The sequence below is a fragment of the Coprococcus aceti genome (genome assembly GCF_025567285.1).
GTDB lineage: Bacteria > Bacillota > Clostridia > Lachnospirales > Lachnospiraceae > Coprococcus > Coprococcus aceti.
Genome location: NZ_JAOQJT010000009.1, coordinates 20,617 through 45,219, shown reverse-complemented (window position 1 = coordinate 45,219; position 24,603 = coordinate 20,617). Strand labels below are relative to the sequence as shown.

General features: G+C 46.3%; 20 protein-coding genes. 18 read left to right on the top strand and 2 right to left on the bottom strand.

Annotation, left to right across the window (positions count from 1 at the left end; genetic code table 11):
- Positions 1–27 precede the first annotated feature (27 nt).
- The 3 genes from pyrE to OCV54_RS11710 all read left to right on the top strand — a co-directional run bounded on the left by pyrE (position 28) and on the right by OCV54_RS11710 (position 3,906).
- The gene (pyrE, locus tag OCV54_RS11720; protein ID WP_055224141.1) at positions 28–702 is read left to right on the top strand and encodes an orotate phosphoribosyltransferase; all 675 of its coding nucleotides are present in this window, start codon (positions 28–30) and stop codon (positions 700–702) included.
- A gap of 112 nt (positions 703–814) precedes the next feature.
- Positions 815–2,920, top strand: a complete 2,106-nt coding sequence (locus tag OCV54_RS11715; protein WP_055224138.1) for an LTA synthase family protein — start codon at positions 815–817, stop codon at positions 2,918–2,920.
- A gap of 113 nt (positions 2,921–3,033) precedes the next feature.
- Positions 3,034–3,906, top strand: a complete 873-nt coding sequence (locus tag OCV54_RS11710; protein WP_055224136.1) for a methionyl aminopeptidase — start codon at positions 3,034–3,036, stop codon at positions 3,904–3,906.
- 122 nt (positions 3,907–4,028) lie between these two features.
- On the opposite strand, the gene htpG is transcribed toward OCV54_RS11710, so the two are convergent.
- A complete protein-coding gene (htpG, locus tag OCV54_RS11705; protein ID WP_055224134.1) occupies positions 4,029–5,987 on the bottom strand; it encodes a molecular chaperone HtpG in 1,959 nt (652 codons plus the stop codon).
- Positions 5,988–6,236: 249 nt separating this feature from the next.
- The gene (locus OCV54_RS11700) at positions 6,237–6,734 is read right to left on the bottom strand and encodes a DUF5721 family protein (protein ID WP_055144706.1); all 498 of its coding nucleotides are present in this window, start codon (positions 6,732–6,734) and stop codon (positions 6,237–6,239) included.
- Positions 6,735–6,916: 182 nt separating this feature from the next.
- On the opposite strand from OCV54_RS11700, the gene glgA reads away from it, so the two are divergent.
- From glgA to rpe, 15 genes are all read left to right on the top strand, one after another.
- Complete coding sequence (gene glgA / locus OCV54_RS11695; RefSeq protein WP_055224132.1) at positions 6,917–8,353, top strand: glycogen synthase GlgA; 1,437 nt, start codon at positions 6,917–6,919, stop codon at positions 8,351–8,353.
- Positions 8,354–8,447: 94 nt separating this feature from the next.
- Positions 8,448–10,193 carry an Rqc2 family fibronectin-binding protein gene (locus OCV54_RS11690; protein ID WP_055224234.1) on the top strand — a complete coding sequence of 582 codons (1,746 nt, stop codon included), beginning with the start codon at positions 8,448–8,450 and terminating at the stop codon, positions 10,191–10,193.
- A gap of 95 nt (positions 10,194–10,288) precedes the next feature.
- Complete coding sequence (locus OCV54_RS11685) at positions 10,289–11,167, top strand: YicC/YloC family endoribonuclease (protein ID WP_022216788.1); 879 nt, start codon at positions 10,289–10,291, stop codon at positions 11,165–11,167.
- A 27-nt stretch (positions 11,168–11,194) separates the two neighbouring features.
- Positions 11,195–11,833 carry a guanylate kinase gene (gene gmk / locus OCV54_RS11680; protein WP_015534810.1) on the top strand — a complete coding sequence of 213 codons (639 nt, stop codon included), beginning with the start codon at positions 11,195–11,197 and terminating at the stop codon, positions 11,831–11,833.
- Between the two features lie 77 nt (positions 11,834–11,910).
- Positions 11,911–12,150, top strand: coding sequence for a DNA-directed RNA polymerase subunit omega (rpoZ, locus tag OCV54_RS11675; RefSeq protein ID WP_015534811.1), 240 nt, complete (start codon positions 11,911–11,913; stop codon positions 12,148–12,150).
- A gap of 137 nt (positions 12,151–12,287) precedes the next feature.
- The gene (locus tag OCV54_RS11670) at positions 12,288–13,841 is read left to right on the top strand and encodes a UDP-N-acetylmuramoyl-L-alanyl-D-glutamate--2,6-diaminopimelate ligase (protein WP_070099140.1); all 1,554 of its coding nucleotides are present in this window, start codon (positions 12,288–12,290) and stop codon (positions 13,839–13,841) included.
- Complete coding sequence (gene priA / locus OCV54_RS11665; RefSeq protein WP_055224130.1) at positions 13,810–16,068, top strand: replication restart helicase PriA; 2,259 nt, start codon at positions 13,810–13,812, stop codon at positions 16,066–16,068. Before OCV54_RS11670 ends, priA begins: the two co-directional genes overlap by 32 nt.
- Before the next feature lie 20 nt (positions 16,069–16,088).
- A complete protein-coding gene (def, locus tag OCV54_RS11660; protein ID WP_015534815.1) occupies positions 16,089–16,556 on the top strand; it encodes a peptide deformylase in 468 nt (155 codons plus the stop codon).
- A 34-nt stretch (positions 16,557–16,590) separates the two neighbouring features.
- Positions 16,591–17,517, top strand: coding sequence for a methionyl-tRNA formyltransferase (gene fmt, locus OCV54_RS11655; protein ID WP_055224128.1), 927 nt, complete (start codon positions 16,591–16,593; stop codon positions 17,515–17,517).
- A 20-nt stretch (positions 17,518–17,537) separates the two neighbouring features.
- The gene (rsmB, locus tag OCV54_RS11650; protein ID WP_070099138.1) at positions 17,538–18,890 is read left to right on the top strand and encodes a 16S rRNA (cytosine(967)-C(5))-methyltransferase RsmB; all 1,353 of its coding nucleotides are present in this window, start codon (positions 17,538–17,540) and stop codon (positions 18,888–18,890) included.
- A 30-nt stretch (positions 18,891–18,920) separates the two neighbouring features.
- Positions 18,921–19,997: a dual-specificity RNA methyltransferase RlmN gene (gene rlmN, locus OCV54_RS11645; protein WP_015534818.1), complete on the top strand. Its 1,077-nt coding sequence runs from the start codon at positions 18,921–18,923 to the stop codon at positions 19,995–19,997.
- Between the two features lie 83 nt (positions 19,998–20,080).
- Positions 20,081–20,815, top strand: a complete 735-nt coding sequence (locus OCV54_RS11640) for a Stp1/IreP family PP2C-type Ser/Thr phosphatase (RefSeq protein ID WP_015534819.1) — start codon at positions 20,081–20,083, stop codon at positions 20,813–20,815.
- A gap of 6 nt (positions 20,816–20,821) precedes the next feature.
- Entirely contained in the window at positions 20,822–23,032 is a 2,211-nt protein-coding gene (gene pknB, locus OCV54_RS11635; RefSeq protein ID WP_055224126.1) for a Stk1 family PASTA domain-containing Ser/Thr kinase, read from the top strand.
- Between the two features lie 14 nt (positions 23,033–23,046).
- Positions 23,047–23,919: a ribosome small subunit-dependent GTPase A gene (gene rsgA, locus OCV54_RS11630; protein WP_055224231.1), complete on the top strand. Its 873-nt coding sequence runs from the start codon at positions 23,047–23,049 to the stop codon at positions 23,917–23,919.
- Positions 23,919–24,581, top strand: a complete 663-nt coding sequence (gene rpe / locus OCV54_RS11625) for a ribulose-phosphate 3-epimerase (protein WP_055224124.1) — start codon at positions 23,919–23,921, stop codon at positions 24,579–24,581. The genes rsgA and rpe overlap by 1 nt, the downstream gene beginning before the upstream one ends.
- Positions 24,582–24,603: the final 22 nt, after the last annotated feature.

Below are 24,603 nucleotides of genomic sequence, written 5' to 3'. Positions count from 1 at the left end.
CCTGAAAACAGGAGGATTCGCAGAGACATGGAACAGTACAAGAAGGAATTTATCGAATTTATGATTGACTGTAACGTACTCAAGTTTGGAGATTTCGTTACAAAGAGTGGAAGAAAGACACCATTTTTTGTCAATACAGGCTTTTACAGAACAGGTGCCCAGCTCAAGAGACTTGGCGAGTATTATGCTGAGGCTATAAATGCAGAGTTCGGTCTGGACTTTGATGTGTTATTTGGCCCTGCATACAAGGGAATACCTCTCACAGTTGCGACAACTATGTCCATAGCAGAGATGTACGATGAGGACATCAAGTATTGCTCAAACAGAAAAGAGGTAAAGGATCACGGCGACAAGGGAATACTCCTTGGAAGTCCTATAGAGGATGGCGATAAGGTTGTCATCATCGAGGATGTCACAACAGCCGGAACATCTATTCAGGAGACACTTCCTATCATCAAGGCACAGGGCGACGTGGATGTCATGGGTCTTGTGGTTTCAGTAGACAGAATGGAGAGAGGCCAGGGCGAGAAGAGTGCGCTGACAGAGATCGAGGAGAACTACGGAATCAAGACAACAGCTATCGTAACAATGGCAGAGGTAGTGGAGCATCTTTACAACAGAGAGTATAAGGGAAGAGTTATCATAGATGACACCCTTAAGGCCGCTATCGACGCTTACTACGATCAGTACGGTGTAAAGTAGATATAATATATCTTAAAATATTGTAAAAAGTCTTAAAATATTATATAAAATAAAGATATGGAGTTAAGGGCCATATCTTTATTTTTTTTGTTTATATGGGAGATTTCAACGTATGATAAAGTTTTTTAAGGCGATGTTTGGGGATGTAAGGGAATATTTCAGAAAATGGTCGGGGTGGATACTGTTCACTGTGTTGATCCTGTATTATGAATTGCTGTTTCACGGCATGAATTTCAGCCTGGATGATGGAAACATAGCCGCTATAATAGCATTTGCGGTGGTGGCGGGAGGCGTGTTCGGCGTGCTGACAGGATTTTTTCCGCCGGTCATCAATAAGATACTTGCAACGCTGTTCACGTTGTTTACGGGTGTGATCTTCATCGCCCAGTACGTATATCATTCTGTCTTCAACAACTATCTGTCTGTTATGGGAACCATAAAATTCGGCAATCAGGCTGTGGACAATGCGGACACGGTCATATCCAATATAAAGGCACAGATAGTGGACGTTATTCTTCTGGCTGTCCCGGTGCTCATAATGATCGTGTGCATATGGACATTTATGGCATTTGACAGGAGAAGGTGGTGGGTGAACCTCATAGGTGCCGCCGGAACAGCTCTGGTGTATGCCACAACACTGTTTTTGATGTGGGCTGTGGACTCGGATGTGTACAGTCCGTACAATTTATACAAGGAATATACATCGGTTGATCTCTCTGTTGAAAAGCTCGGCGTCATGGAGAGTTTTGTGGTGGATGTCAGAGAGGGTATCGCAGGCAAGAGCTCAGCACAGAGCAGGATAAACTTTGCCTCGGGTGGTGAGGTCGATATCGACTCACTTGCCTCCACAGAGAGCACAACGATGCAGGAGATTACCACCGAGACGGTGGATGTCGCGGAAGCGACCACAGAGGAGGTTGTGATCGACATATCCCCGAATGTCCTGGATCTGGATTTTGATGCCATAAATGACCTTGCGGGAAATGATGCGGTTTCATCGCTCAGCGAATATTTTGCAAATATACCCCCGACAAATAAGAATGAATATACAGGTATGTTCGAGGGCTATAATGTCATATGGATAACTGCGGAGGGGTTCTCAGGCTATGCGCTTGATTCCGGTCTGTTCCCTACACTGTCAAAACTTGCGGACGAGGGCTTTGTCTTTGAAAATTACTATCAGCCGCTATGGTATGGTTCAACATTAGGCGGAGAGTATGCAAACCTGATGGGAAGCCCGACTAAGAACGGTTCATACCTCAGTATGTGCAGGGCTGCCGACAATGAGAATGGCATGCTGTTTTCCATGGCGAATACGCTCAAGAGACTCGGCTATAGCTGTTACGGATTCCATGACAACGACTATACATATTATGACAGGAATATCACCCATACGGCGCTGGGATACGAGTGGATAGCCAGCGGTAATGGGCTTGAGTACCAGACTGACGAGAACGGGCAGGACATGTGGCCTCAGTCGGATCTTGTCATGATGGAGGAGACATTTGACAAGTATACAGAGACGCAGCCGTTCCACCTGTACTACCTGACGGTCAGCGGTCATGTGCCATATGGATACGGTGCGGCAAATGCCATGGCGGAGAAGAACAAGGCTGTGGTCAGTAACCTTAACTATGTCCTGGATACGACAAAGGCATATCTGGCATCCCAGTACGAAATGGAAAAGATGCTTGAATATATGATGAAGAGACTTGAGAAGAAGGGGCTGCTGGACAATACTGTTATCGTCCTGGCGGGGGATCATGTACCGTATGACAATATGGACGTTGTGGATGAACTGGCAGGGGAGAACTTTGGAAACAGTCTTGAGGCGTACAGGAGCAGACTTGTCATATGGTCGGCGTCGATGGAGAAGCCGGTGAGAGTTGACAAGGTGTGCAGCAGTATAGATATCCTGCCGACCATGCTCAATTTCATGGGAGTGGATTATGATTCGAGGCTCATCATAGGAAGGGATATCCTGTCAGACAGTACAGGACTGGTGCTGTTCCCGGACAGAAGCTTTATAACGGATGCATTTGAATATAACGCAGTCACGGACACGCTGACATCCCACACGGGTGCGGAGGTATCGGATGACAGCTTCATTGCGATGCAGCTATATGTCGCGGATAAATTTACAGCAGCTGACAACATAACAGAGTCGGGGTATTATACATATGTTGCCAGGTATCTGGGGATAGACGAGGATAATTGACAATATTTATCATATTAAAATGTGGAATTATTCTCAAAAACGTATTATAGTATTTGTGGCTAATACCATAGGTATGTAATGAAAATATTATGCAATAAAGAAAGAGGTTAATTATGAAACTTGGTAGAAATGATATGTGCTGGTGCGGAAGTGGTAAGAAATACAAGGCCTGTCACCTGGCTCTTGACGATAAGCTTGAGGATATGAAGAACAGAGGATTCAAGATCCCTACACATGCGATGATCAAGAACGCAGAGCAGATCGAGGGAATCAGGGAGGCTTCAAAGGTCAACACATCTGTGCTCGACTACATAACTCCATTTGTCAAGATAGGAGTGTCTACCAGAGAGCTGGATGACCTTATCTATAACTATACAAAGTCCATAGACGCTATTCCTGCATGTCTTGGATATGAGGGATATCCTAAGAGTGTGTGTATATCGGTAAATGATGTGGTATGCCACGGCATTCCAAGTGATGACATTATTCTCCAGGATGGAGATATAGTTAATATCGACTGTACAACAGAGTACAAGGGATATTTCGGAGACTCATCAAGAATGTTCATGCTGGGAAATGTTGATCCCGCATGGAAGAAGCTTGTAGAGGATACAAAGAAGGCTCTTGATATAGGTGTTGAGGTGTGCAGCAAGCCATATGTGACCATAGGAGATATAGGATATGCCATCAACAAATTTGCACAGGATCAGGGCTATTCGGTTGTCCGTGAGATAGGCGGCCATGGAGTAGGTCTTGCAATTCATGAGGAGCCTTATGTAAGTCATATAGGACAGCCTGGCAAGGATTATGTGCTTGCTCCGGGAATGGTGTTCACCATTGAACCTATGATCAACATGGGCGGCCCTGATGTATATCAGGATGCAGATGACGGCTGGACTATCTACACGGAGGATGGCTCACCATCGGCACAGTGGGAGTACACACTGGTTATGACAGAACATGGAGTGGAGATACTTGCCCACTAGGGAGTGGAATAGAATAAAAGAGCAGCAGCCTGATATGCTATCAAAGACATATCGGGCTGCTGCTTTTTGTTGTGTTAGTTATCCATTAGGATCTGCTGCCGTAAACCGGCAGACAGATTATATTACTTTGTAAGTATTCCAAGGATTTCGTTGCTTCTTGCGATGAACTTGGTCATTGCCTCTGCTGACAGTGGACGGTTGGCAAGTACGGCCAGATCATATAACTGGCAGCAGATCGTAGCTGTGTTGTCGCTGTCAGGGTTGTCCAGAACGTATTTAACAAGCTTGTTGTTGCTGTTCAGGATGAGTGTCTCTCCCTCGCCCTGACCGAACATTGATGGATCCATACCGGCCATGCCGTACATCTTCATCATTTCCTGCATACGTCTTGTCTCCTCAGGCTGGGTGAGGATAGAAGATGTATTCTCATCCTTCAGGGATTCAACCTTTACATTCAGGTTCTTCATGTCGAGAGCTTTCTCAAATGTAGCTGTGAGCTTATCCTTGTATTCCTTTGCAGTCTCCTCGGAGAGCTCCTCGCCGACAAAGTTGTCAGAGAGCTCAGCGTCTATTCTGTAGAAGTGAACATTCTCATTCTTCTGCTCAAGCAGTGTGATGAATGGGCTGTCGATGGTCTGCGTCATGATCAGCGCGTCCATGCCCTCAGCCTTGAACATATTGATGTACTGTGACTGAGCCTGCTCGTCGGTTACATAGAATACCTTGTTCTCGTATTTCTCTTTTCCTGCCTCAAGATACTCAGGGAGAGTTATATACTTGCCATCAAGATTCTTGTATATACAGAAGTCCTTCATCTTGTCGAGAAACTTGAGATCCTTCAGACAACCAAACTTGATAAATGGGTTGATGTCATCCCAGTACTTCTCGTAGTCCTCTCTGTGTGTCTTGTACATGCCGGACAGCTTGTCTGCAACCTTCTTGGTGATGTAGTCTGAGATCTTCTTGACAAATCCGTCATTCTGGAGCGCACTACGTGATACGTTCAGTGGAAGATCAGGACAGTCGATACATCCCTTTAAGAGCATGAGAAATTCAGGGATTACTTCCTTGATATTGTCGGCGACGAATACCTGGTTGTTGTACAGCTTGATCGTTCCCTCAAGGTTGTCATACTGTGTATTGATCTTAGGGAAGTACAGGATACCTTTCAGGTTGAATGGGTAGTCCATGTTCAGGTGTATCCAGAACAGAGGCTCCTTGTAGTCGTGGAATACCTTTCTGTAGAACTCCTTGTATTCCTCGTCGGTGCAGTCGTTTGGATGCTTTGCCCACAGTGGGGTAGTGGTGTTGAGTGGCTTAGGAGCTTCAGGCTTCTTCTCCTCGGTCTTTGTATCGTCTGCGTCTGGGCCCTTGCTGTCCTCAGCATTATCTGCTGTGTCGCTGACTTCCTTTGCATCCACGTCTACAGTAGCATCCTTAGGATCTTCCTGTGGCTCGTCTGCGTTGGTGTAGTAGATCTCAACAGGCATGAACGAACAATACTTGTCGATGACCTCCTTGATTCTGTATTCATTTGCAAATTCATAGCTGTCCTCGTTCAGATAAAGGGTGATGGTAGTACCTCGGTCAGCCTTAATGCACTTCTTCATGGAGTATTCAAGACCGTCCTTGCACTCCCAGTATACAGCGTCCTCGCCGTCCTTGTATGACTTTGTCTCGATGGTGACCTTGTCGGCAACCATGAATGCGGAGTAGAAGCCCAGTCCGAAGTGACCGATGATCTGTTCCTCTGTTGCCTTGTCCTTGTACTGCTCAAGGAATGCCTCGGCTCCTGAGAAAGCGATCTGGTTGATATATTTCTCAACCTCCTCCTCAGTCATACCGATACCGTTATCGGTAAATGTGATGGTCTTGTCGTTGGCACTTGTGGTCACATCTATACGATATGGCTCATCCGGCTCGTCAAATTCGCCCATGAGAGACAGCTTCTTAAGCTTTGTCACGGCATCACAGCCGTTTGATATAAGCTCCCTGACAAATATATCGTGGTCTGAATACAGCCACTTCTTGATGACAGGGAAAATGTTTTCACTGTTGATCGATAAATTTCCGTTCTTCATAATTGTATACATCTCCTTAAAATATAATGGTTTTCAATGAAAGATGTGTCATCCCCGATCTGTGTTCAATCTTAATAGAAATGTACACTGACACATCAGGCTAAAAGGTATGATAAATCAGCTGGGAACTAAAGTCAAGAAAAAATTAGCACTCGGACAAAATGAGTGCTAACAGGGACGGCGCGTAAGAAATCCGGCATCAGATGAGGTGCCGGATCTTCAAAAATCATATTAAATTTCTTCAAAAAATCAGCTTTCGGTGAAATATATTCCGGCAGTCTTCAGGAAATCCCTGATCTCCGCATCCCACACATGCTCAAGGGTCTTATCCATGGTGAATATGTTCTGGGTCGCCATGGATGTGAGTTGTATGCTCATGCCGTCATAGTAGACGTTCAAGGTGAGATTTGCCACATCGGATACCGGTATGGTGAGATGGTTCTTCTCAAGCATATCCATGATGTCCGGCTGGGAGAGCACGAGCACTATCTTGAAGCTCAGTGGCAGCTTCTTCCCTCTTATAACATTATATACATGTGGTTTTATGGACTCCCATGAGGCGTAGGATGTGGAAGCCATGAGCTCCAGCTCCTCCTTGTCATAGAAATCCTTGTTTACCCTTCCGTCAAAGCTGTATGTTATCCCGCTTTTTACAAATGCCTCCATGGCGAGAAAACGGTCAAATGTATTGTCCATCAGAAGCTTCTTCACGAAGTCCCTGGTCTCGGTGATGGTGATGTCTAACATTGAAAATCTCCTGTTTTCTGGATTGTGATCCAGCCGTATCTGCGTGCGGCTGCATGCTAAAAGTATATCAGCGGAATGTGGCAAATGCAACAATATAGATACACTGATTTATTGAATTATGGATACCCGTGTGATATAATGTACAAGGATTTAATGTCTAAATGTTATGGAGGGTTTATTTGATGAAGAAGGTTGCATATATAGCATCAGAGTGTGTGCCATTTATAAAGACGGGTGGTCTTGCGGATGTAGTTGGAACACTGCCAAAGATATTTGATAAGAACGAGTATGATGTGAGAGTCATCATGCCGAATTATCTCTGTATTCCGAACAAGTACAGGGAGAAGATGCAGTATATAACGCATTTTTATATGGACATCGGTTACAAGAATGATTATGTTGGCGTTATGTATCTGGAGTATGAGGGTGTCAAGGTATATTTCATAGATAACGAGTATTACTTTAACGGATTTACACCTTATGGTGATGTAAAGTGGGATATCGAGAAGTTCTGTTATTTCTCAAAGGCAGCGCTTTCGATCCTTCCATCGATCGGTTTCCAGCCGGATATACTTCACTGTCATGACTGGCAGGCAGGACTTGTGCCTGTATATCTCAAGACTCTGTTTGCAGGAGATATGTTCTATACAAGCATGAAGTCTGTTATGACTATTCATAATCTCCAGTTCCAGGGCAAGTGGGATATAAAGACCATTCAGGAGTATTCAGGACTCCCTGATTATGTATTTACACCGGACAAGCTGGAAATCCAGAAGGATGCTGCCATGCTCAAGGGCGGACTTGTATATGCAGATAAGATAACAACGGTAAGTAACACATATGCCAAGGAGATACAGACTCCATATTATGGAGAGGGACTTGACGGGCTCTTAAGTGCCAGATGGCAGTCACTCTGGGGCATTGTCAACGGTATAGATTACGAGGTATGGAATCCTGCAACAGATCCACAGGTATATAAGAACTACAGCGTGGATAACTTCAGACAGCTCAAGAAGATCAACAAGATCGAACTGCAGAAGGAATGTGGACTTCCTCAGGATGAGAATCAGTTTGTAATAGGAATCATATCCAGACTCACAGACCAGAAGGGTCTTGATCTGGTTGACAGGATCATGAACGATATATGCTGTGACGGAGTACAGTTCATCGTCCTCGGCACCGGTGACGGCAAGTACGAGAACATGTTCAAGTATTATCAGGGAATACATCCTGCAAAGGTATCAGCGAACATCTATTATTCAGATGAGAGATCTCATAAGATGTATGCAGGCTGCGATGTGATGCTCGTGCCTTCAAGATTTGAGCCATGTGGACTCACACAGCTCATGGCACTCAGATATGGCACAGTTCCAGTAGTAAGAGAGACAGGTGGTCTTGCAGATACTGTTGAGGCTTATAATCAGTTCGAGGGTACAGGAACAGGATTTTCATTTGCTAATTATGATGCATATGAGCTCCTCAATGCCATAAACTATGCAAAGGAAGTGTACTATAACAACAAAGAGGCATGGTATGGAATCCAGGAGCGTGGCATGAGACAGGATTACTCATGGTATAACTCAGCGAATATATATAAGGATCTCTACAATTCACTGTAGGATCAGGATAGCAGTAATGTGGTAGTAGATATGGAAGAGGCAGAGAATGAATTTGCATTTTCTGCCTTTTTTCAGGGATATAGGAGAGACAGATATGGCGTTTGACGGAATAGTGATATCCAATGTGGTAAGAGACATGAAGGAGAAACTCATCGACGGAAGGATATATAAGATATATCAGCCGGAGAAGGACGAGCTCAACATAGTAATAAAGAATAACAGGGAGAATTACAGGCTGCTCATGTCTGCGGATGCAAGCCTCCCGCTTATATACTTTCAGCAGTCCGCCAAAGAGAATCCTATGACAGCGCCGAATTTCTGTATGCTTCTCAGGAAGCATATCAACAACGGAAGGATAGTTGATGTGTATCAGCCGGGCTTTGAGAGAATAGTTGTCATGGTCATCGAGCATCTGGACGAGCTTGGAGATCTAAAGAGAAAGAAACTCATCATAGAGATCATGGGTAAGCACAGCAATATCATATTTGCCACGGATGAGAATGTCATCATCGACAGCATAAAGCATATATCCCATATGGTGAGCTCAGTGAGGGAGGTTCTTCCGGGCAGGACTTATGAGTATCCTCCGGCGGGAGGAAAGGTATCCCCGCTTGAGATAGAGCGCGGGGACTTCATAGAGCGTGTGAGCTCGAGCCCTACGAATATCATAAAGGCGATATACCAGAACATAACCGGATTTTCACCGGTTGTGGCGAGTGAGATAACCTACAGGGCAGGACTTGACGGCAACATGCCTGTGGACAGCATGAGCGAGGCGGATGTCGCAAGGCTTTATGATGAATTTGCCGGGATAGTATCTGATATAAGGAACGGGAACTATACTCCTGAGATCATACTGGACGGTTACACTCCAGTGGAGTTCTCGTCGGTGCATCTGTCGATGTACAGCGACAAGACCATAGAATCAAGGGATGACATTTCAAAGGTGCTTGATGAGTATTTCTACAGAAAGAGTGCGGTCACAAGGATAAGACAGAAGTCATCGGATCTCAGAAAGATCGTCTCGAATGCCATTGAGAGAACGAGCAAGAAGTACGACCTGCAGCTCGCTCAGTTAAAGGACACTGAATCCAGGGAAAAGTACCGTGTGTACGGAGAACTGATCAACACATATGGTTACAATATAGAACAGGGAGCGGACAGTTTTGAGGCTCTCAACTACTATACTAACGAGATGATAAAGATCCCGCTTGACAAGACCATATCTGTTATGGACAACTCCAAGAGATATTTTGCGAGATACAACAAGCTCAAGAGGACTTATGAGGCACTTACACAGCTCACTGTCGAGACGAAGAGTGAGCTGGAGCATCTTCAGTCGGTACAGACGTTCCTTGATATGGCGATAGATGAGAATTCACTGGCACAGGTCAAGGAGGAGCTCGTAGCCTGCGGATATGTAAAGGGACATTACGGACGCAAGGGCGACAGGAAAAAGTCAAAGTCAAAACCGCTGCACTACATATCCAGCGATGGATTCCATATGTATGTGGGCAAGAATAATATCCAGAACGATGAGCTCACATTTAAATTCGCAAATGGTGGGGATATGTGGTTCCATGCTAAGAAGATGCCGGGTTCCCATGTCATCGTGAGACTTGAGGGTGCGGGAGAACTTCCTGATTCTACATATGAGGAGGCGGCAAGACTTGCAGCGTATTATTCGTCTGGAAGGACGGCACCGAAGGTGGAGATAGACTATACTGAGCGCAGAAATATCAAAAAGCCTGCGGGGGCAAAGCCTGGATTTGTAATATATCATACGAATTACTCGATGATCGCAGAGCCGAGGATTGCGGGAATAGAGGAAGTACAATAAATAATTTGATTTTTAAACAGGTGTGAAGTATAATATATTATCTGTTATCAGGTAATTGAAAACAACATATAACCTGGGAATATTAGGAGACAGATATGGTAAAAAGCATGACAGGATTTGGTCGCAGCGAGAGGGTGACTGATGCATACAAGATAGTTGTAGAGATGAAGTCAGTCAATCACAGATTCTGCGACATCAATATAAAGCTCCCGAAGAAGATAAGTTTCTTTGAGACAAACATAAGAACATATCTCAAAAAATATATTGAGAGAGGAAAGGTTGACGTGTTCATCACATACGAGGATTTCTCGGATGACAATGTCAAGCTGAAGTACAACAAGGACGTTGCCGAGAAGTACATGGGATATTTCGAGGAGATGTCCAAGGATTTTGGAATTGAGAACAGCATAACACCTGCACAGCTTGGAGGCTTCCCTGACGTGTTCACGGTTGAGGAGCAGGCGGTCGACCAGGATGAGCTGTGGAAGATAATAGAGACATCCCTTGACGAGGCTGCGAAGATGTTCGTGCAGTCGAGGATAACAGAGGGAGAGAACCTTAAGAAGGACATGATCGACAAGCTTGACGGAATGAGAGCTGCCGTTGATTATATAGAGGAGATATCACCTGAACTTGTGGAGGAGTACAGGCGCAAGCTCACGGACAAGATCACAGAGGTTCTTGACAATCCTGTTATAGATGAGAACAGGATCGCCACAGAGGTCGTTATATATGCGGATAAGATATGTGTGGACGAGGAGACTGTAAGGCTTAAGAGCCATATCAGCAGCACGAAGAAGATTCTGGAGGATGGCGGAAGCGTTGGCAGGAAGCTGGACTTCATCGCACAGGAGATGAACAGAGAGGCGAACACGATACTTTCAAAGGCCAATTCACTTGATGTGTCAGACAAGGCGATACAGCTCAAGACTGACATAGAGAAGGTCAGAGAGCAGATACAGAATCTGGAATAGAATACATAATTTTTAGAGGTAATGATGATGGCAGATAAGAATACAAAGCGTGGATCGCTCATAGTCATATCCGGTTTTTCAGGAGTTGGAAAGGGCACAGTTGTCAAGAGACTTGTGTCGGATTTTGGATATAACCTTTCAGTGTCGGCGACGACAAGATCACCGAGAGAGGGTGAGGTCGATGGAAGAGAGTATTATTTCATGGATCGCAAGGATTTTGAGAATCTCATTGACTACGGCGGATTTATCGAGTGGACACAGTATGTAGAGAATTATTATGGAACTCCAAAGAAGTATGTTGAGGAGAAGCTTGCTGATGGCAAGGACGTCATACTCGAGATAGAGGTCATGGGTGCACTCAATGTCAAGAAGCAGTTCCCTGATGCGCTTCTCATATTTATATCAGCTCCAAGCATAAGCGAGCTTAAGAGCAGACTGGCAGGAAGAGGAACAGAGTCGGAGGAGACCATAATCAAGAGACTCCGAAAGGCCACAGAGGAAGCTGAGGACATGGACAAGTACGACTACATCATAGTCAACGATGATCTGGACGAGTGTATACACACCGTGGATTCAGTCATCAGAAGCTATGGCTGCAGAAGAGATAATCAGCTTGGATATATAGCCGGAATAAAAGAAGAGCTTGCAGAGATAAAGAAACTCTGATAAATTAGACTGGATAACAGTGGACAGCAGTTTAGAAGAATATTTCAATAATCATATAAGAAAGGGGATATAATATCATGTTACATCCATCATACACAGACTTAATGTCAGTAGTAAATGCAGAGGTTGAGCCAGGTGAGCAGCCTGTAGTAAACAGCAGATATTCAATCGTTCTTGCAACAGCAAAGAGAGCAAGAGAGATCATTGATGGTCAGGAGCCTATGGTGGCAGCAGACCCAAAGAAGAAGCCATTATCCATCGCTGTAGATGAAGTTTACCATGGAAAGGTAAAGATCGTCGGAGCAGACGAGGATTAACAGACCGGAATATATAGCGGTAAGTGAGAAGAATGGAGGTTGGAGCTTTTAGCACAGCCTCCTATTTTTCTGATACACAACTGTGCCGGATGTGGCATATTCTAAATAAACAGGAATATGTCGACGGGAGGTGTATCATGAGGGCGTCAGATGTTCTAAAAGGCACGGTCTATGAGATCCTGGCAGGGGACATTGACTGTCAGATTACGGATCTGGCAGATGATTCCAGAGATGTCACACAGGGAACTCTTTTTGTGTGCCGGAGAGGTGCGAGAACAGATGGACATCGCTATATAGATGATGCCGTGGCAAGGGGCGCAGCGTGTATAGTCGTGACAGATGATATCGGCATACCTGCGGAGCGGTCAGCCGGACGCTGGGGGGATACAGATGGTGTACTGATCGTGAGACTGTATGACTATCGCTACGGTATAGGAATGATATGTAATAATTTTTGGAATTTTCCGTCACGAAGTATGAAGGTTATAGGTGTGACCGGGACAAAGGGAAAGACCACGGTCGCATGTATGATAAAGTCTATGCTGGACAGATGGGGGCGTAGAACCGGTCTTGTGGGAACCATAGAGATCGATGACTGTATCCGGAAGATACCATCTGTGAACACCACTCCGGGAACGATATATCTCCATCGCAAGCTTGCAGACATGGTGGCAAATGGTGCGGAATACTGCGTTATGGAGGTATCGTCACAGGGGCTTATGCACGGCCGTGTGTCAGGGGTAGAATTTGATATATGCGTATATACAAATCTTGCTCCGGATCACATTGGGCGGAATGAACACCGCACATTTGCCGAGTATGGGAGATGGAAGAGAAGCCTGTTCTCAAAGTGTAAGACTGCGGTGATAAATGCAGATGACATGTATTCTGGGTGTATTGCTGCCGAGGCTGTGAATGCAGGGGCTGAAGTGGTATATTATGGTGTGAGGAATCACACTGCAGCCGGGGATGGCAATGTGTGTATGGCGGGAGCAATACACAGGCTAATTCTCCATAGAGTTATGGGGATAGGCTATGAGTGTGAGAGAACGGACGGGGAGAGCACTTACATGACTGTTGGCATACCGGGAGAGTTCAATGTGTACAATTCTCTTGCTGCGGTAACCACTTGCGGGATCATCGGGATACCGATGGAGGTAATGCAGGATTCGCAGTCGGATATGAAGGTGAGGGGCAGACTCGAGCCGGTGGAGATCCCGGGATACGCAAGGATATTCATCGATTATGCCCACAATGCCGTGAGCCTGGAAAATGTACTGACCACCCTCAGACAGTACAGGCCGAAGAGGCTTATATGTCTGTTCGGATGCGGCGGCAACAGATCAGCCGGGCGCCGAAAAGGCATGGGATTTGTGTCGGGCAGGCTGGCGGATATGACGGTCATAACAAGTGATAACCCGAGGTTTGAATCCCCGGAGGCGATAATGACGGATATTGAGACCGGGGTTCTCGAGGGCGGAGGAGAATATGTAAAGATATGCAGCCGTCTGGATGCTATAAGATACGCTCTGGAGATTTCGGACAGGGATGATATAGTCCTTCTGGCCGGCAAAGGCCATGAGACATATCAGGATATAGAGGGACGCAGGACACAAATGGACGAGAGAGAAATGATACGGCAGATATTGGAGGAGAAAAATGCGGGGATTGTACGCAGATGTGATAATTGATATATCCCATGAGGCGATAGACAGAACATTTCAATATGCTATTCCTGACGATATTGCCGGCAGGATACAGATAGGAAGTCAGGTCAACATTCCATTTGGCAAGGGAAATAATCTGAGAAAAGGCTATGTCATAGGGATATCGGATTCCACGGAATATGATGAGAGCAGGATAAAGTCTATAGATTCTCTGTGCGAGGACGGCGTGGCAGCTCCGGGAAGGCTCCTTGCCCTTGCGGCGTGGATAAAGGAGAACTACGGCTCCACCATGATAAATGCCATCCAGACGGTGATGCCGGTGAAAAAAACGGTTAAGTCCGTGGTGGTCAGATATGTTGTCCTTTCATGCGAGGATGTGGACACATGGGAATACAGATATATGAAGAAGAATGCCAGGGCAAAGCTCAGGCTCCTCCGCGAGCTTATGGTGAGACCTGAGCTCCCAATGACGGAGGCCACCGGGACTTTGAATGTGTCACATCAGGCGGTTAAGGCCATGGAGGACGAAGGTGTCGTTCGTATCGTTGAGGACAGCAGATACCGGGATGTGGTGTCTGACGCGGTGAGGCAGCAGGCATTTGAGGCTCCTGATATAGAGCTTAACAGTGACCAGCAGAGGATAGTCGATGATTTCGTAAGTGATGCAGATCAGGGTATACACAGGACATATCTTCTTCATGGCGTGACGGGAAGCGGCAAGACTGAGGTGTATGTGAGGTGTATCCGTGAAGTCGTCCGCGCGGGCAGACAGGCGATCGTGCTGATACCTGAGATAGCACTCACGTATCAGACACTGACATATTTCTCCAGATACTTTGGTAACCGTGTGACCATGGTCAACTCAAAGCTCAGCAGCGGGGAGAAGTATGATCAGTTTGAGCGCGCAAGGAAGGGCGATGTGGATGTGGTGATAGGCCCGAGGTCTGCGCTGTTTACCCCATTTGAGAAGCTGGGACTTATAATAATAGATGAGGAGCATGAGAGCAGCTATAAGAGTGACAGCCCGCCAAAATATCACGCAAGGGAGACTGCCATAGAACGTGCAAGGCTTGAGGGGGCGAGTGTCATACTCGGTTCCGCAACTCCTTCTGTGGAGAGCTACAAGCGTGCACTGGCGGGTGAGTACAGGCTGTGGACCATGGACAGCCGTGTTGAGGGCAGAGCCATGGCAGAGACAAGCATAGTAGATCTCAGGGATGAACTCCACCGGGGCAACAGATCCATAATAAGCGACGAGCTTGCAAATGATATAGCGGACAGGCTCAGCAAGCGGGAACAGATCATGCTGTTCATCAACAAGCGGGGATATAACAGCTTTGTATCCTGCAGGAGCTGCGGAGAGGCAGTGAAATGCCCGCACTGTGACGTGTCCATGGCACTGCACTCTGGAAATAATACACAGAAGGGCGTGCTTGTGTGCCACTACTGCGGATTCAGAATGCCGGAGCCGGACAAATGTCCGGCGTGCGGTTCAAAGCTCATAGGAGGCTATGGAGTCGGAACCGAGAAGGTCGAGCAGGAGGTACGCAGGTTGTTCCCGGAGGCCAGGACCTTAAGGATGGACAGGGATACGACCTCGAAGAAGAATTCTCATGAGCAGATACTTGAGAGCTTCGGAAGAGGCGATGCGGACATACTCATAGGAACCCAGATGATAGTCAAGGGACATGACTTTTCCAGAGTGACACTTGTGGGTGTGCTGCTGGCGGATCTCACACTGTTCAGCGGAGACTACAGAGCCGGTGAGAGGACATTTGACCTGCTGACCCAGGCTGCGGGAAGAGCCGGAAGAGGTGATGTGCCCGGAAAGGTTGTGATACAGACCTACAAGCCGGACAACTACGCCATAACTGCGGCAGCGTCCCAGGATTACAGGGCATTCTACGATATCGAGGAGGCGTACAGATCACTCATGAGGTATCCGCCGGAGTGGAATATGATGGTCATAATGGGCGCGGGCATGGACGAAGAACAGCTTGCCAATATAATGGATAGGATGTATTCTCTTATAAGGGGAAAATATATAAATGCAGGACATCTGTCGGTGATCGGTCCTTCGGAACCGGCCATATCAAAGATAAAGGATGTGTACAGGCGGGTGTTGTATATAAAACACCGGGATTACAGGATGCTGGTGGATGTCAAGGATTATGTCGAGGAATGGCTTAAGGAGAACGGAGAGAACGATGTGAGCGTATTCTTTGACCTGAATCCGGTAAATATGTATTAGTGAAAAGGAGATTTGTGGACATGGCGATAAGAAATATAAGATATGACGGAGATGACATACTCAGAAAGGTGTGCAGACCGGTTGAGAAGATGGATGACAGAACACTTACACTCATAGATGACATGTTTGATACCATGTATGAGGCAAATGGAGTTGGACTTGCCGCACCTCAGGTTGGAATCCTCAAGAGGATAGTTGTTATTGATGTCGGCGATGACAATCCACTCTGTCTTATAAATCCTGTGATAACAGAATCAGACGGAGAGCAGACAGGTGAGGAGGGATGCCTCAGCCTTCCTGGAAAATTTGGAACAGTTACAAGACCTATGCATGTAATATGCAAGGCATTTGACGAGAATATGGAGGAGTTTACAGTCGAGGGAGAGGGACTTCTGGCGAGAGCTATCTGCCACGAGCTTGATCATCTTGACGGAAAGCTCTACAAGGATCTTGTCGAGGATGGCCTTCACGAGGTAGAGCAGAATTAAGAGATACTTAACCTATAACAAGGAGGACATGCAGATGAGAGTTATATATATGGGAACCCCTGATTTTGCCGTGCACGCACTTGTATCCATAGTGGAAGCGGGACATGACGTTGTGGCATGCTTTACGCAGCCGGACAAGGCAAAGGGAAGGAGCAAAAAGCTTCAACCGACACCGGTGAAGGTACAGGCAATGGAATATGATATTCCGGTATATCAGCCGGTGAAGCTCCGTGAGCAGGAGAACGTGGACATCATCAGAGAGTATGCACCTGATGTGATAGTTGTGGCAGCATATGGCCAGATACTCCCTGAGAGCATACTCAATATTCCGAAGTACGGATGTGTCAATATCCATGCATCGCTGCTCCCGAAGTACCGCGGTGCGGCGCCTATCGAGTGGGCGATCATTGACGGCGAGAAGGAGACCGGAGTCACCACCATGTACATGGCAAAGGGACTTGATACCGGAGATATGATAGAACATTCGATTGTGTCTATCGGTGACGATGACACTGGAGAGACATTGACGGACAAGCTTGCGGCAAGCGGTGCGCAGCTTATACTGTCAACCCTTGAAAAGCTTGAGAATGGAACTGCGGTCCGGACACCTCAGGATGACAGCCTGAGCTGTTACGCTTCCATGTTGAACAAGGGTATGGGAGATATAGATTTCAATGAGCCGGCAGAGAAGATAGAGAGACTTGTGAGAGGCCTTCAGCCATGGCCTTGTGCATACACAGGGATAGGCGGCAAGAATGTCAAGATATATGGGGCAAAGGTAGTGAGCCGTGAGGATGGCATTGCACCGGGTGAGATAACCATGGTGACCAAGAAGACATTTGCCATAGCGTGTGGACAGGATGCACTCCAGATAACAAGATTACAGCCTGAGGGCAAGAAGCCTATGGATGCGGCGGCGTTCCTTGCGGGCAATAAACTCACAGCCGGAGAGCACATCTGATCAAATATATCTGATGAAGAATGGACAGAGGTAGAATGGATACAAAGACTCGAGAGGTGGTTCTGACCACATTACTGGACATAGAGAAAAATCATACATTTTCAAATATAGCACTTGGAACGGCACTCCGCGCCAACCAGTTCATGAGCAAACAGGACAGGGCGTACATCACGAGAATGGTCGAGGGAGTCACAGAGCAGAGGATAAAGCTGGACTACATAATAAACCAGTTTTCCAAAACAAAGGTGAACAAGTGCAAGCCGCTCATTAGGTGCGTCCTCAGGATGGGAACTTACGAGCTGTTCTTTATGGATTCTGTTCCGGATTCGGCTGCCTGCAACCTGTCGGTGAAGCTGGCGGTGGATCATGGATTTGGAAGCCTCAGAGGCTTTGTCAACGGAGTGCTCAGAAATATCGCAAGAAACAGGGATGGTATAAAATACCCTGATAAGAACACATCACCTTTGGAATACTATTCGGTTGAATATTCAGTTCCTGTGGAGCTTGTGGAGATACTGCTGCAGGACTATGACAGCGAAACGGTGGACAGGATACTCGGAAGCAGCTACGAAATGCGTCCGACATCCATAAGGGTGAATACAGACAGGATAAGCGTTGATGAAGTCGAGAGGAAGCTGGAGACCGCTGGAATAGAGACAGTGCGAGGAAGCCTGAATGACACATCACTTCTTATAAAGGGATATGATTATGTCAGAAGGATCCCAGGATTCATGGATGGAGAATTTGTTGTACAGGATCAGAGTTCGTGTCTGGCTGTAAGGGCAGCAGGTATACAGAATGGAGATCTGGTGGTGGATGTGTGTGCAGCACCGGGCGGCAAAACCATGTATGCCGCAAGTCTTGCGGGACAGACAGGAAGGGTTATCTCAAGGGATCTCACCGAGAACAAGACGGAGCTCATAGAGGAGAACGTGGACAGACTTGGACTGACAAATGTCACTGTTGAGGCATGGGATGCGAGAGACCTTGATGAGAACCTTGTCGGAAAGGCTGATGTGGTAATAGCAGACCTTCCGTGTTCGGGACTTGGCATAATGGGCAGGAAGAACGATATCAAGTACAATGTGACAGGTGACAGCATAGACGAGCTGGCACAGCTTCAAAGGGATATTCTTGACACTGTATCCAGATATGTGAAAACGGGTGGAACACTGGTGTATTCGACATGTACTATAGACAGCAGGGAGAATCAGAACAATGTTAAGTGGTTTGTGGAAAATCATGATTTTGAGACTGTGAGTATAGATGAGATCGTACCGAGGCACGGTGGCGATAAAGGATATGTAACTCTGTTACAGGGAGTAGATGAGTGTGATGGATTTTTCATATCGAAGTTCGTGCGTACAAAATAGATAGAACATGTATAAAAGATTGGACAGAGTATGGAAGTAAAGGATAGAGAAGATAAGGATATTAGACAGCCGGATTTGAAATCAATGAATATGGAAGAACTCAGGAACTGGGTCACCGGTGCCGGTCAGCCGGCATTCAGGGCGAAGCAGATATATCAGTGGTTTCATGTGAAGCTTGCGGACGGAACGGAGGAGATGACCAATCTGCCGAAAAGCCTCAGAGAGAAGATGGATGAATATGGAATATATGGTGTGAGCGTTGTCACCAGACTCATTTCAGAGGATGACGGCACAAATAAATTCCTGTTCAGACTCCATGATGGGAATGTCATAGAGAGCGTGCTCATGAAGTACAAGCATGGCAATTCCGTGTGCATATCATCCCAGGTGGGCTGCCGTATGGGCTGCAGGTTCTGTGCATCGACCATAGGCGGGCTGGTGAGGAATCTCACAGCGTCTGAGATGCTGTCACAGATATACAGCATCCAGAAGATAACAGGTGAGCGTGTGTCAAATGTGGTCGTGATGGGAACAGGAGAGCCGCTGGATAACTTTGACAATCTTGTCAGGTTCATAGAGATGCTGACGGACGAGAATGGACTGAACATAAGCCAGAGAAATGTCACAGTGTCGAGCTGCGGTTTAGTGCCTGAGATAAAGAGGCTTGCGGATATGGGGCTTTCCATTACATTTGCATTGTCGCTTCACGCGCCAAATGACGAGGACAGAAGGGCACTCATGCCGATAGCCAACAGATACAGCATTGCAGAGGTTCTGGACGCCTGTGATTATTACTTTGACAGGACGGGCAGGAGGATAACATTTGAGTATTCTCTTGTAAAAGGGCAGAATGACAGCCCTGAGAAGGCATGCGAGCTGGCGCGTCTCATAAGGGGAAGAAACTGCCATGTGAACCTCATTCCCGTAAATCCGATCAAGGAGAGGGATTACGAGAGGGCGGATAACAGCGCCATTGAGAATTTCAAAAATATTCTGGAAAGAAACCAGATAACAGCTACGGTGCGAAGAAGCATGGGGCGTGACATAGACGCAGCGTGCGGACAGCTCCGCCGTAAATATGAGGAGGAGAACAAGACGGATAAATAGTTCGTCTTGTTCTTTTTTATGTGTTGTGCTAAAATAGGCAAGGTGGCGTATCAGATAATATTTTAGGCTGATGGAGAGAATATATGAAATCATTTGGAATAACAGATGTTGGAAAAAAGCGTTCCATGAATCAGGACAGCATATTTTATACAGATGAGCCAATAGGGGCTATCAGCAATCTGTACATAGTTGCGGATGGCATGGGCGGTCATAAGGCCGGGGACGTTGCATCCAGAACGGCGATTGAAGCCGCAGTTGAATATATAAGTGAAAGCGAGATAAGCAATCCTGTATCGCTGCTCAAGAGGGCGATAATATATGCCAATGACAAGGTGTATAAGCTTGCGCTCAGCAATCCGGAGGATTACGCAGGTATGGGAACGACATTTGTAGCTGCAGTGATCGATGATGGAATCATGTATGTCGCGAATATAGGTGACAGCAGATTATATATAGTTAACAATGAGATAAGACAGGTCACACTTGATCACTCATTGGTTGAGGAGCTGATAAGGAATGGTCAGCTCGACAGGAATAAGGGACGGAATCATCCAGAGAAGAACATTATAACCCGAGCACTTGGAATAGGTGATGATGTGGTTCCGGATTTCTTTGAAGTAGAACTTTCAGCGGATGATAAGATCCTTCTATGTTCTGATGGTTTGTCGAACATGATAGAGGACGACGAGATTCGGGACATTGTATCAGAGTCGGATGATCTTAAGACAGTCGGTGAGAAGCTGGTGGAGAGAGCGAATTACTACGGCGGCAAGGACAATATATCTGCCGTTGTAGCTGCGATAGATTGGGAGGAATAAATTGGTATGTTAAATCCGGGAACGATGCTCAGCGGTCGTTATGAGATCATAGAATTGGTTGGATCTGGCGGTATGTCAGAGGTATATAAGGCAAAATGTCATGTGTTAAACAGATATGTTGCCATAAAGGTGCTTAAGCCTGAGTTCAGCTCAGACGTTAATTTTGTTACAAAGTTCAGGATAGAGGCCCAGTCTGCGGCGGGGCTGTCACATCCTAATATTGTGAATGTATACGATGTCGGTGAGGACAACGGAATATATTATATAGTAATGGAGCTTGTGGAGGGAACCACCCTCAAGGAATATATACAGGCCCACGGTAGAATAGAGCCTATGCAGGCGATTGATTTTGCCATACAGATAGCCCAGGGACTTCAGGCAGCCCATGAGCATCACACGATACACAGAGATATAAAGCCTCAGAACATCATCATGTCGAACAACGGCACGCTGAAGGTTACTGATTTCGGAATCGCAAGAGCCGCATCGTCAAGCACGACCACGACAAATGCGATGGGCAGTGTTCACTACATATCACCGGAGCAGGCAAGGGGCGGATTCTCAGATGAGAGAAGTGATATTTATTCACTCGGTATCACCATGTATGAGATGCTCACAGGACATGTTCCATTTGAAGGCGAGAACAATGTGGCTATAGCGCTGATGCACATTCAGGGCGAGATGGTATCACCTAGGGAGTATTACCCGGATATACCTACAAGCCTTGAGAAGATCATAAAAAAGTGTACACAGAAGAAGCCGGAGAGACGATATCTCACAGCAAATGCGCTTATAGCTGATCTCAACAGAGTAAAAGAGAATCCTAATATAGATTGTATAGTAGTGCCTAAGACCAGCGTTCCTACATCCCCTACCATTGAGATGACAAAGCAGGAGATGGAGATGATCAAGACCGGAAGACAGGTCGATAAGGCAGATACTACGGAGATTCCACCTGTAAGTCCGAGAACGTCAGAGATCAAGGCTAACGTGCCAGTTATGCCGCCGTCACAGTTCGACGATCTGTTCCCAGATGACGACGATGAAGAGGATGATACGGACGAGTCAGTGGCAGATGATGGAGAACAGGAGCAGGAATACGATGGAGAAGAGGAGCTTGATCCAAGGCTTAAGAAGATAATCATGGTATCAAGTATTGCCATCGCGGTAGTTCTTGCCATACTTGCCATACTTCTCATAGGCAAGATAGCCGGTTGGAATATTCTGGGCGGTAAGGGTAAGACGGAGGGAAGCACCGATGTCATAACCACAGAGGGAGCGAACGACACAACTGCACAAGAGACAGTACCTATGGTCAATGTAGTAGGTCTGTATAAGACTGCGGCTGAGGAGCAGATGAAGAAGAATGGCTTCACCAACTATACATTTGTGGAGAAGACAGATGCCACAGTTGAGAAGGGCTATGTAATATCACAGAGTATAGATGATGGAACATCCATAACAAAGGATACACAGATAACTATTTACGTGTCATCTGGCAAGGAAAAGACCAAGGTGCCGAATGTTCTCGGATATGAGGACAGTCAGGCCACAACATTGCTCGAGGAGGCAGGACTTAAGGTAACACATGGCTATGCGTACGATGATAATGTTGAGAAGGATCATGTAATATCCTCAGATCCTGTTGCCGGAACAGAGGTTGAGGAGGGCTCAACAGTCAAGATAATCATCAGTAACGGTAAGGAGACTAAGAAGATCGCAGTTCCTAACCTCAAGGGTAGGTCTGAGGCAGATGCAGCAGCTAAGCTTCAGGAGGTCAACCTGGTAGGCAATCCAAGCTATGAGTACAGCGATGATGTGAAGGAAGGCCAGGTAATATCACAGGATCCTGAGGTCAACACTGAGGTTGACGAGGGAACTACCGTGTCATATGTTGTCAGTAAGGGACCTCAGAAGGTTACATACTCTGTATCTTTCAGCGGTTCAATATCGAATATAGAGTTTGATTTTGATACATTTGGAAGTGTGACAGTTGACATCTCATACACAATAGGCAGACAGACATTCTCTGTATACAGCGGCAAGGCTGGTGCAGGAGACTTCCCTATCAATATAGATGGAGTTGAGGGTCCTACAGGACTTGAGAGCAACCAGGGATCATTCTCTGTGACCATCACGGATTCAGAGGGAATAGATGTCACATCAAGCTTTAACACGGGCGGTTTGTCCGCTACATTTACACAGGAGAGTAATTAGTAGTGGCAGATATCATATCAGGAAAGATAATCAAAGGAATCGGTGGATTCTATTATATAGACGCCGAGGATGGACATTTGTACGAATGTAAGGCGAAGGGCATCTTCAGAAACAAAAAGATCAAGCCCCTTGTCGGAGATAATGTGAATATAGAGATACTTGATCCTGAGAACAATCTAGGTAATATCGTTGAGATATTGCCTAGATTTAACTCTTTAATAAGACCTGCTGTGGCAAATGTGGATCAGACGATCATAATATTTGCCGTGAGCGAGCCTGAGCCGAACTTTAACCTGCTTGACAGATTCCTTGTCAGCATGGAGAAAAGCGGTGTTGAGACTATCATTTGTTTTAACAAGACGGATCTTTCGCCGGACAATATGGAGGCTTGCAGATCATACAGCAAGAGCGGGTATGAGACAATCTTCATAAGCGCCAGGGAAGGCGAGGGCATAGACAGGCTCAGGGAGATCATAAAAGACCGCACAACGGTGTTTGCGGGGCCATCGGGAGTCGGCAAGTCGTCTACTCTCAATGCGATCAAGCCAGAGGCGGAGGCCCAGACAGGCGCTATAAGTGACAAGATAAAGCGTGGCAAGCACACCACGAGACATTCTGAGCTCATGCACATTGGCGGCAGGACATATATTATGGACACACCGGGCTTTTCATCGCTCTATGTTGATTCCATAGAGGCGGAGGATCTCAAGGAGTATTTCCCGGATATTGCGGCATATACGGGAAAGTGCAGATTCAACATGTGCAATCATGTCAGTGAGCCGGATTGTCTGGTAAAGCAGGCGGTTGCGGACGGAGAGATAAGCCGTATAAGATACGAAGATTATGTAATGATATATAACGACTTAAAAGAAAAGAGGAAATGGTAATGATAATTCTTTCACCTTCATTATTGTCAGTTGATTTTGCACATATTGCGGACGGCATTGCAGAGCTTGACAGAGCGAAAGTTCCTGCGCTGCACCTTGACGTTATGGACGGTGCGTTTGTTCCGAACATATCATTTGGTGCGCCTGTCATAAAGTGTCTCAGAAAAGAGACGAACATGATATTTGACGTGCATCTCATGATAGAGGAGCCGGACAGATATCTTGAGGATTTCAGGAAGGCAGGTGCTGACTGGGTAACCGTACATGCAGAGAGCTGTAAGCATCTGCACAGAACCGTTGCCAGGATACATGAGCTTGGAATGAAGGCCGGAGTGGCACTCAATCCGGCAACTCCTGTATCAGTGCTTGACTATGTGATAGACGATCTGGATATGGTACTTGTTATGAGTGTCAATCCGGGATTCGGCGGACAGTCATTTATTCCTTCAGCACTCAGAAAGGTGGCTGAGGTCAGAAAAATGGCAGATGACAGAGGCCTTGAGCTCAATATAGAGGTGGATGGTGGAGTCAATTTGAAGAATGTGGGTGACGTCATAGAAGCCGGTGCAAATGTCATAGTTGCCGGTTCTGCGGTATTCGGCGGTGATGCTTATGAGAACAGCTGCAGCTTTCTCAAAGTATTTGAGAAATATGAGGCATAGATAATAAAGGGCAAATAGTGAT

What these genes read in the sequence shown, in the direction of transcription:
- pyrE (WP_055224141.1), top strand. Translation starts at nt 28, where the DNA reads ATGGAACAGTACAAGAAGGAATTTATCGAATTTATGATTGACTGTAAC.
- OCV54_RS11715 (WP_055224138.1), top strand. Translation starts at nt 815, where the DNA reads ATGATAAAGTTTTTTAAGGCGATGTTTGGGGATGTAAGGGAATATTTC.
- OCV54_RS11710 (WP_055224136.1), top strand. Translation starts at nt 3,034, where the DNA reads ATGAAACTTGGTAGAAATGATATGTGCTGGTGCGGAAGTGGTAAGAAA.
- htpG (WP_055224134.1), bottom strand. Translation starts at nt 5,987, where the DNA reads ATGAAGAACGGAAATTTATCGATCAACAGTGAAAACATTTTCCCTGTC.
- OCV54_RS11700 (WP_055144706.1), bottom strand. Translation starts at nt 6,734, where the DNA reads ATGTTAGACATCACCATCACCGAGACCAGGGACTTCGTGAAGAAGCTT.
- glgA (WP_055224132.1), top strand. Translation starts at nt 6,917, where the DNA reads ATGAAGAAGGTTGCATATATAGCATCAGAGTGTGTGCCATTTATAAAG.
- OCV54_RS11690 (WP_055224234.1), top strand. Translation starts at nt 8,448, where the DNA reads ATGGCGTTTGACGGAATAGTGATATCCAATGTGGTAAGAGACATGAAG.
- OCV54_RS11685 (WP_022216788.1), top strand. Translation starts at nt 10,289, where the DNA reads ATGGTAAAAAGCATGACAGGATTTGGTCGCAGCGAGAGGGTGACTGAT.
- gmk (WP_015534810.1), top strand. Translation starts at nt 11,195, where the DNA reads ATGGCAGATAAGAATACAAAGCGTGGATCGCTCATAGTCATATCCGGT.
- rpoZ (WP_015534811.1), top strand. Translation starts at nt 11,911, where the DNA reads ATGTTACATCCATCATACACAGACTTAATGTCAGTAGTAAATGCAGAG.
- OCV54_RS11670 (WP_070099140.1), top strand. Translation starts at nt 12,288, where the DNA reads ATGAGGGCGTCAGATGTTCTAAAAGGCACGGTCTATGAGATCCTGGCA.
- priA (WP_055224130.1), top strand. Translation starts at nt 13,810, where the DNA reads ATGCGGGGATTGTACGCAGATGTGATAATTGATATATCCCATGAGGCG.
- def (WP_015534815.1), top strand. Translation starts at nt 16,089, where the DNA reads ATGGCGATAAGAAATATAAGATATGACGGAGATGACATACTCAGAAAG.
- fmt (WP_055224128.1), top strand. Translation starts at nt 16,591, where the DNA reads ATGAGAGTTATATATATGGGAACCCCTGATTTTGCCGTGCACGCACTT.
- rsmB (WP_070099138.1), top strand. Translation starts at nt 17,538, where the DNA reads ATGGACAGAGGTAGAATGGATACAAAGACTCGAGAGGTGGTTCTGACC.
- rlmN (WP_015534818.1), top strand. Translation starts at nt 18,921, where the DNA reads ATGGAAGTAAAGGATAGAGAAGATAAGGATATTAGACAGCCGGATTTG.
- OCV54_RS11640 (WP_015534819.1), top strand. Translation starts at nt 20,081, where the DNA reads ATGAAATCATTTGGAATAACAGATGTTGGAAAAAAGCGTTCCATGAAT.
- pknB (WP_055224126.1), top strand. Translation starts at nt 20,822, where the DNA reads ATGTTAAATCCGGGAACGATGCTCAGCGGTCGTTATGAGATCATAGAA.
- rpe (WP_055224124.1), top strand. Translation starts at nt 23,919, where the DNA reads ATGATAATTCTTTCACCTTCATTATTGTCAGTTGATTTTGCACATATT.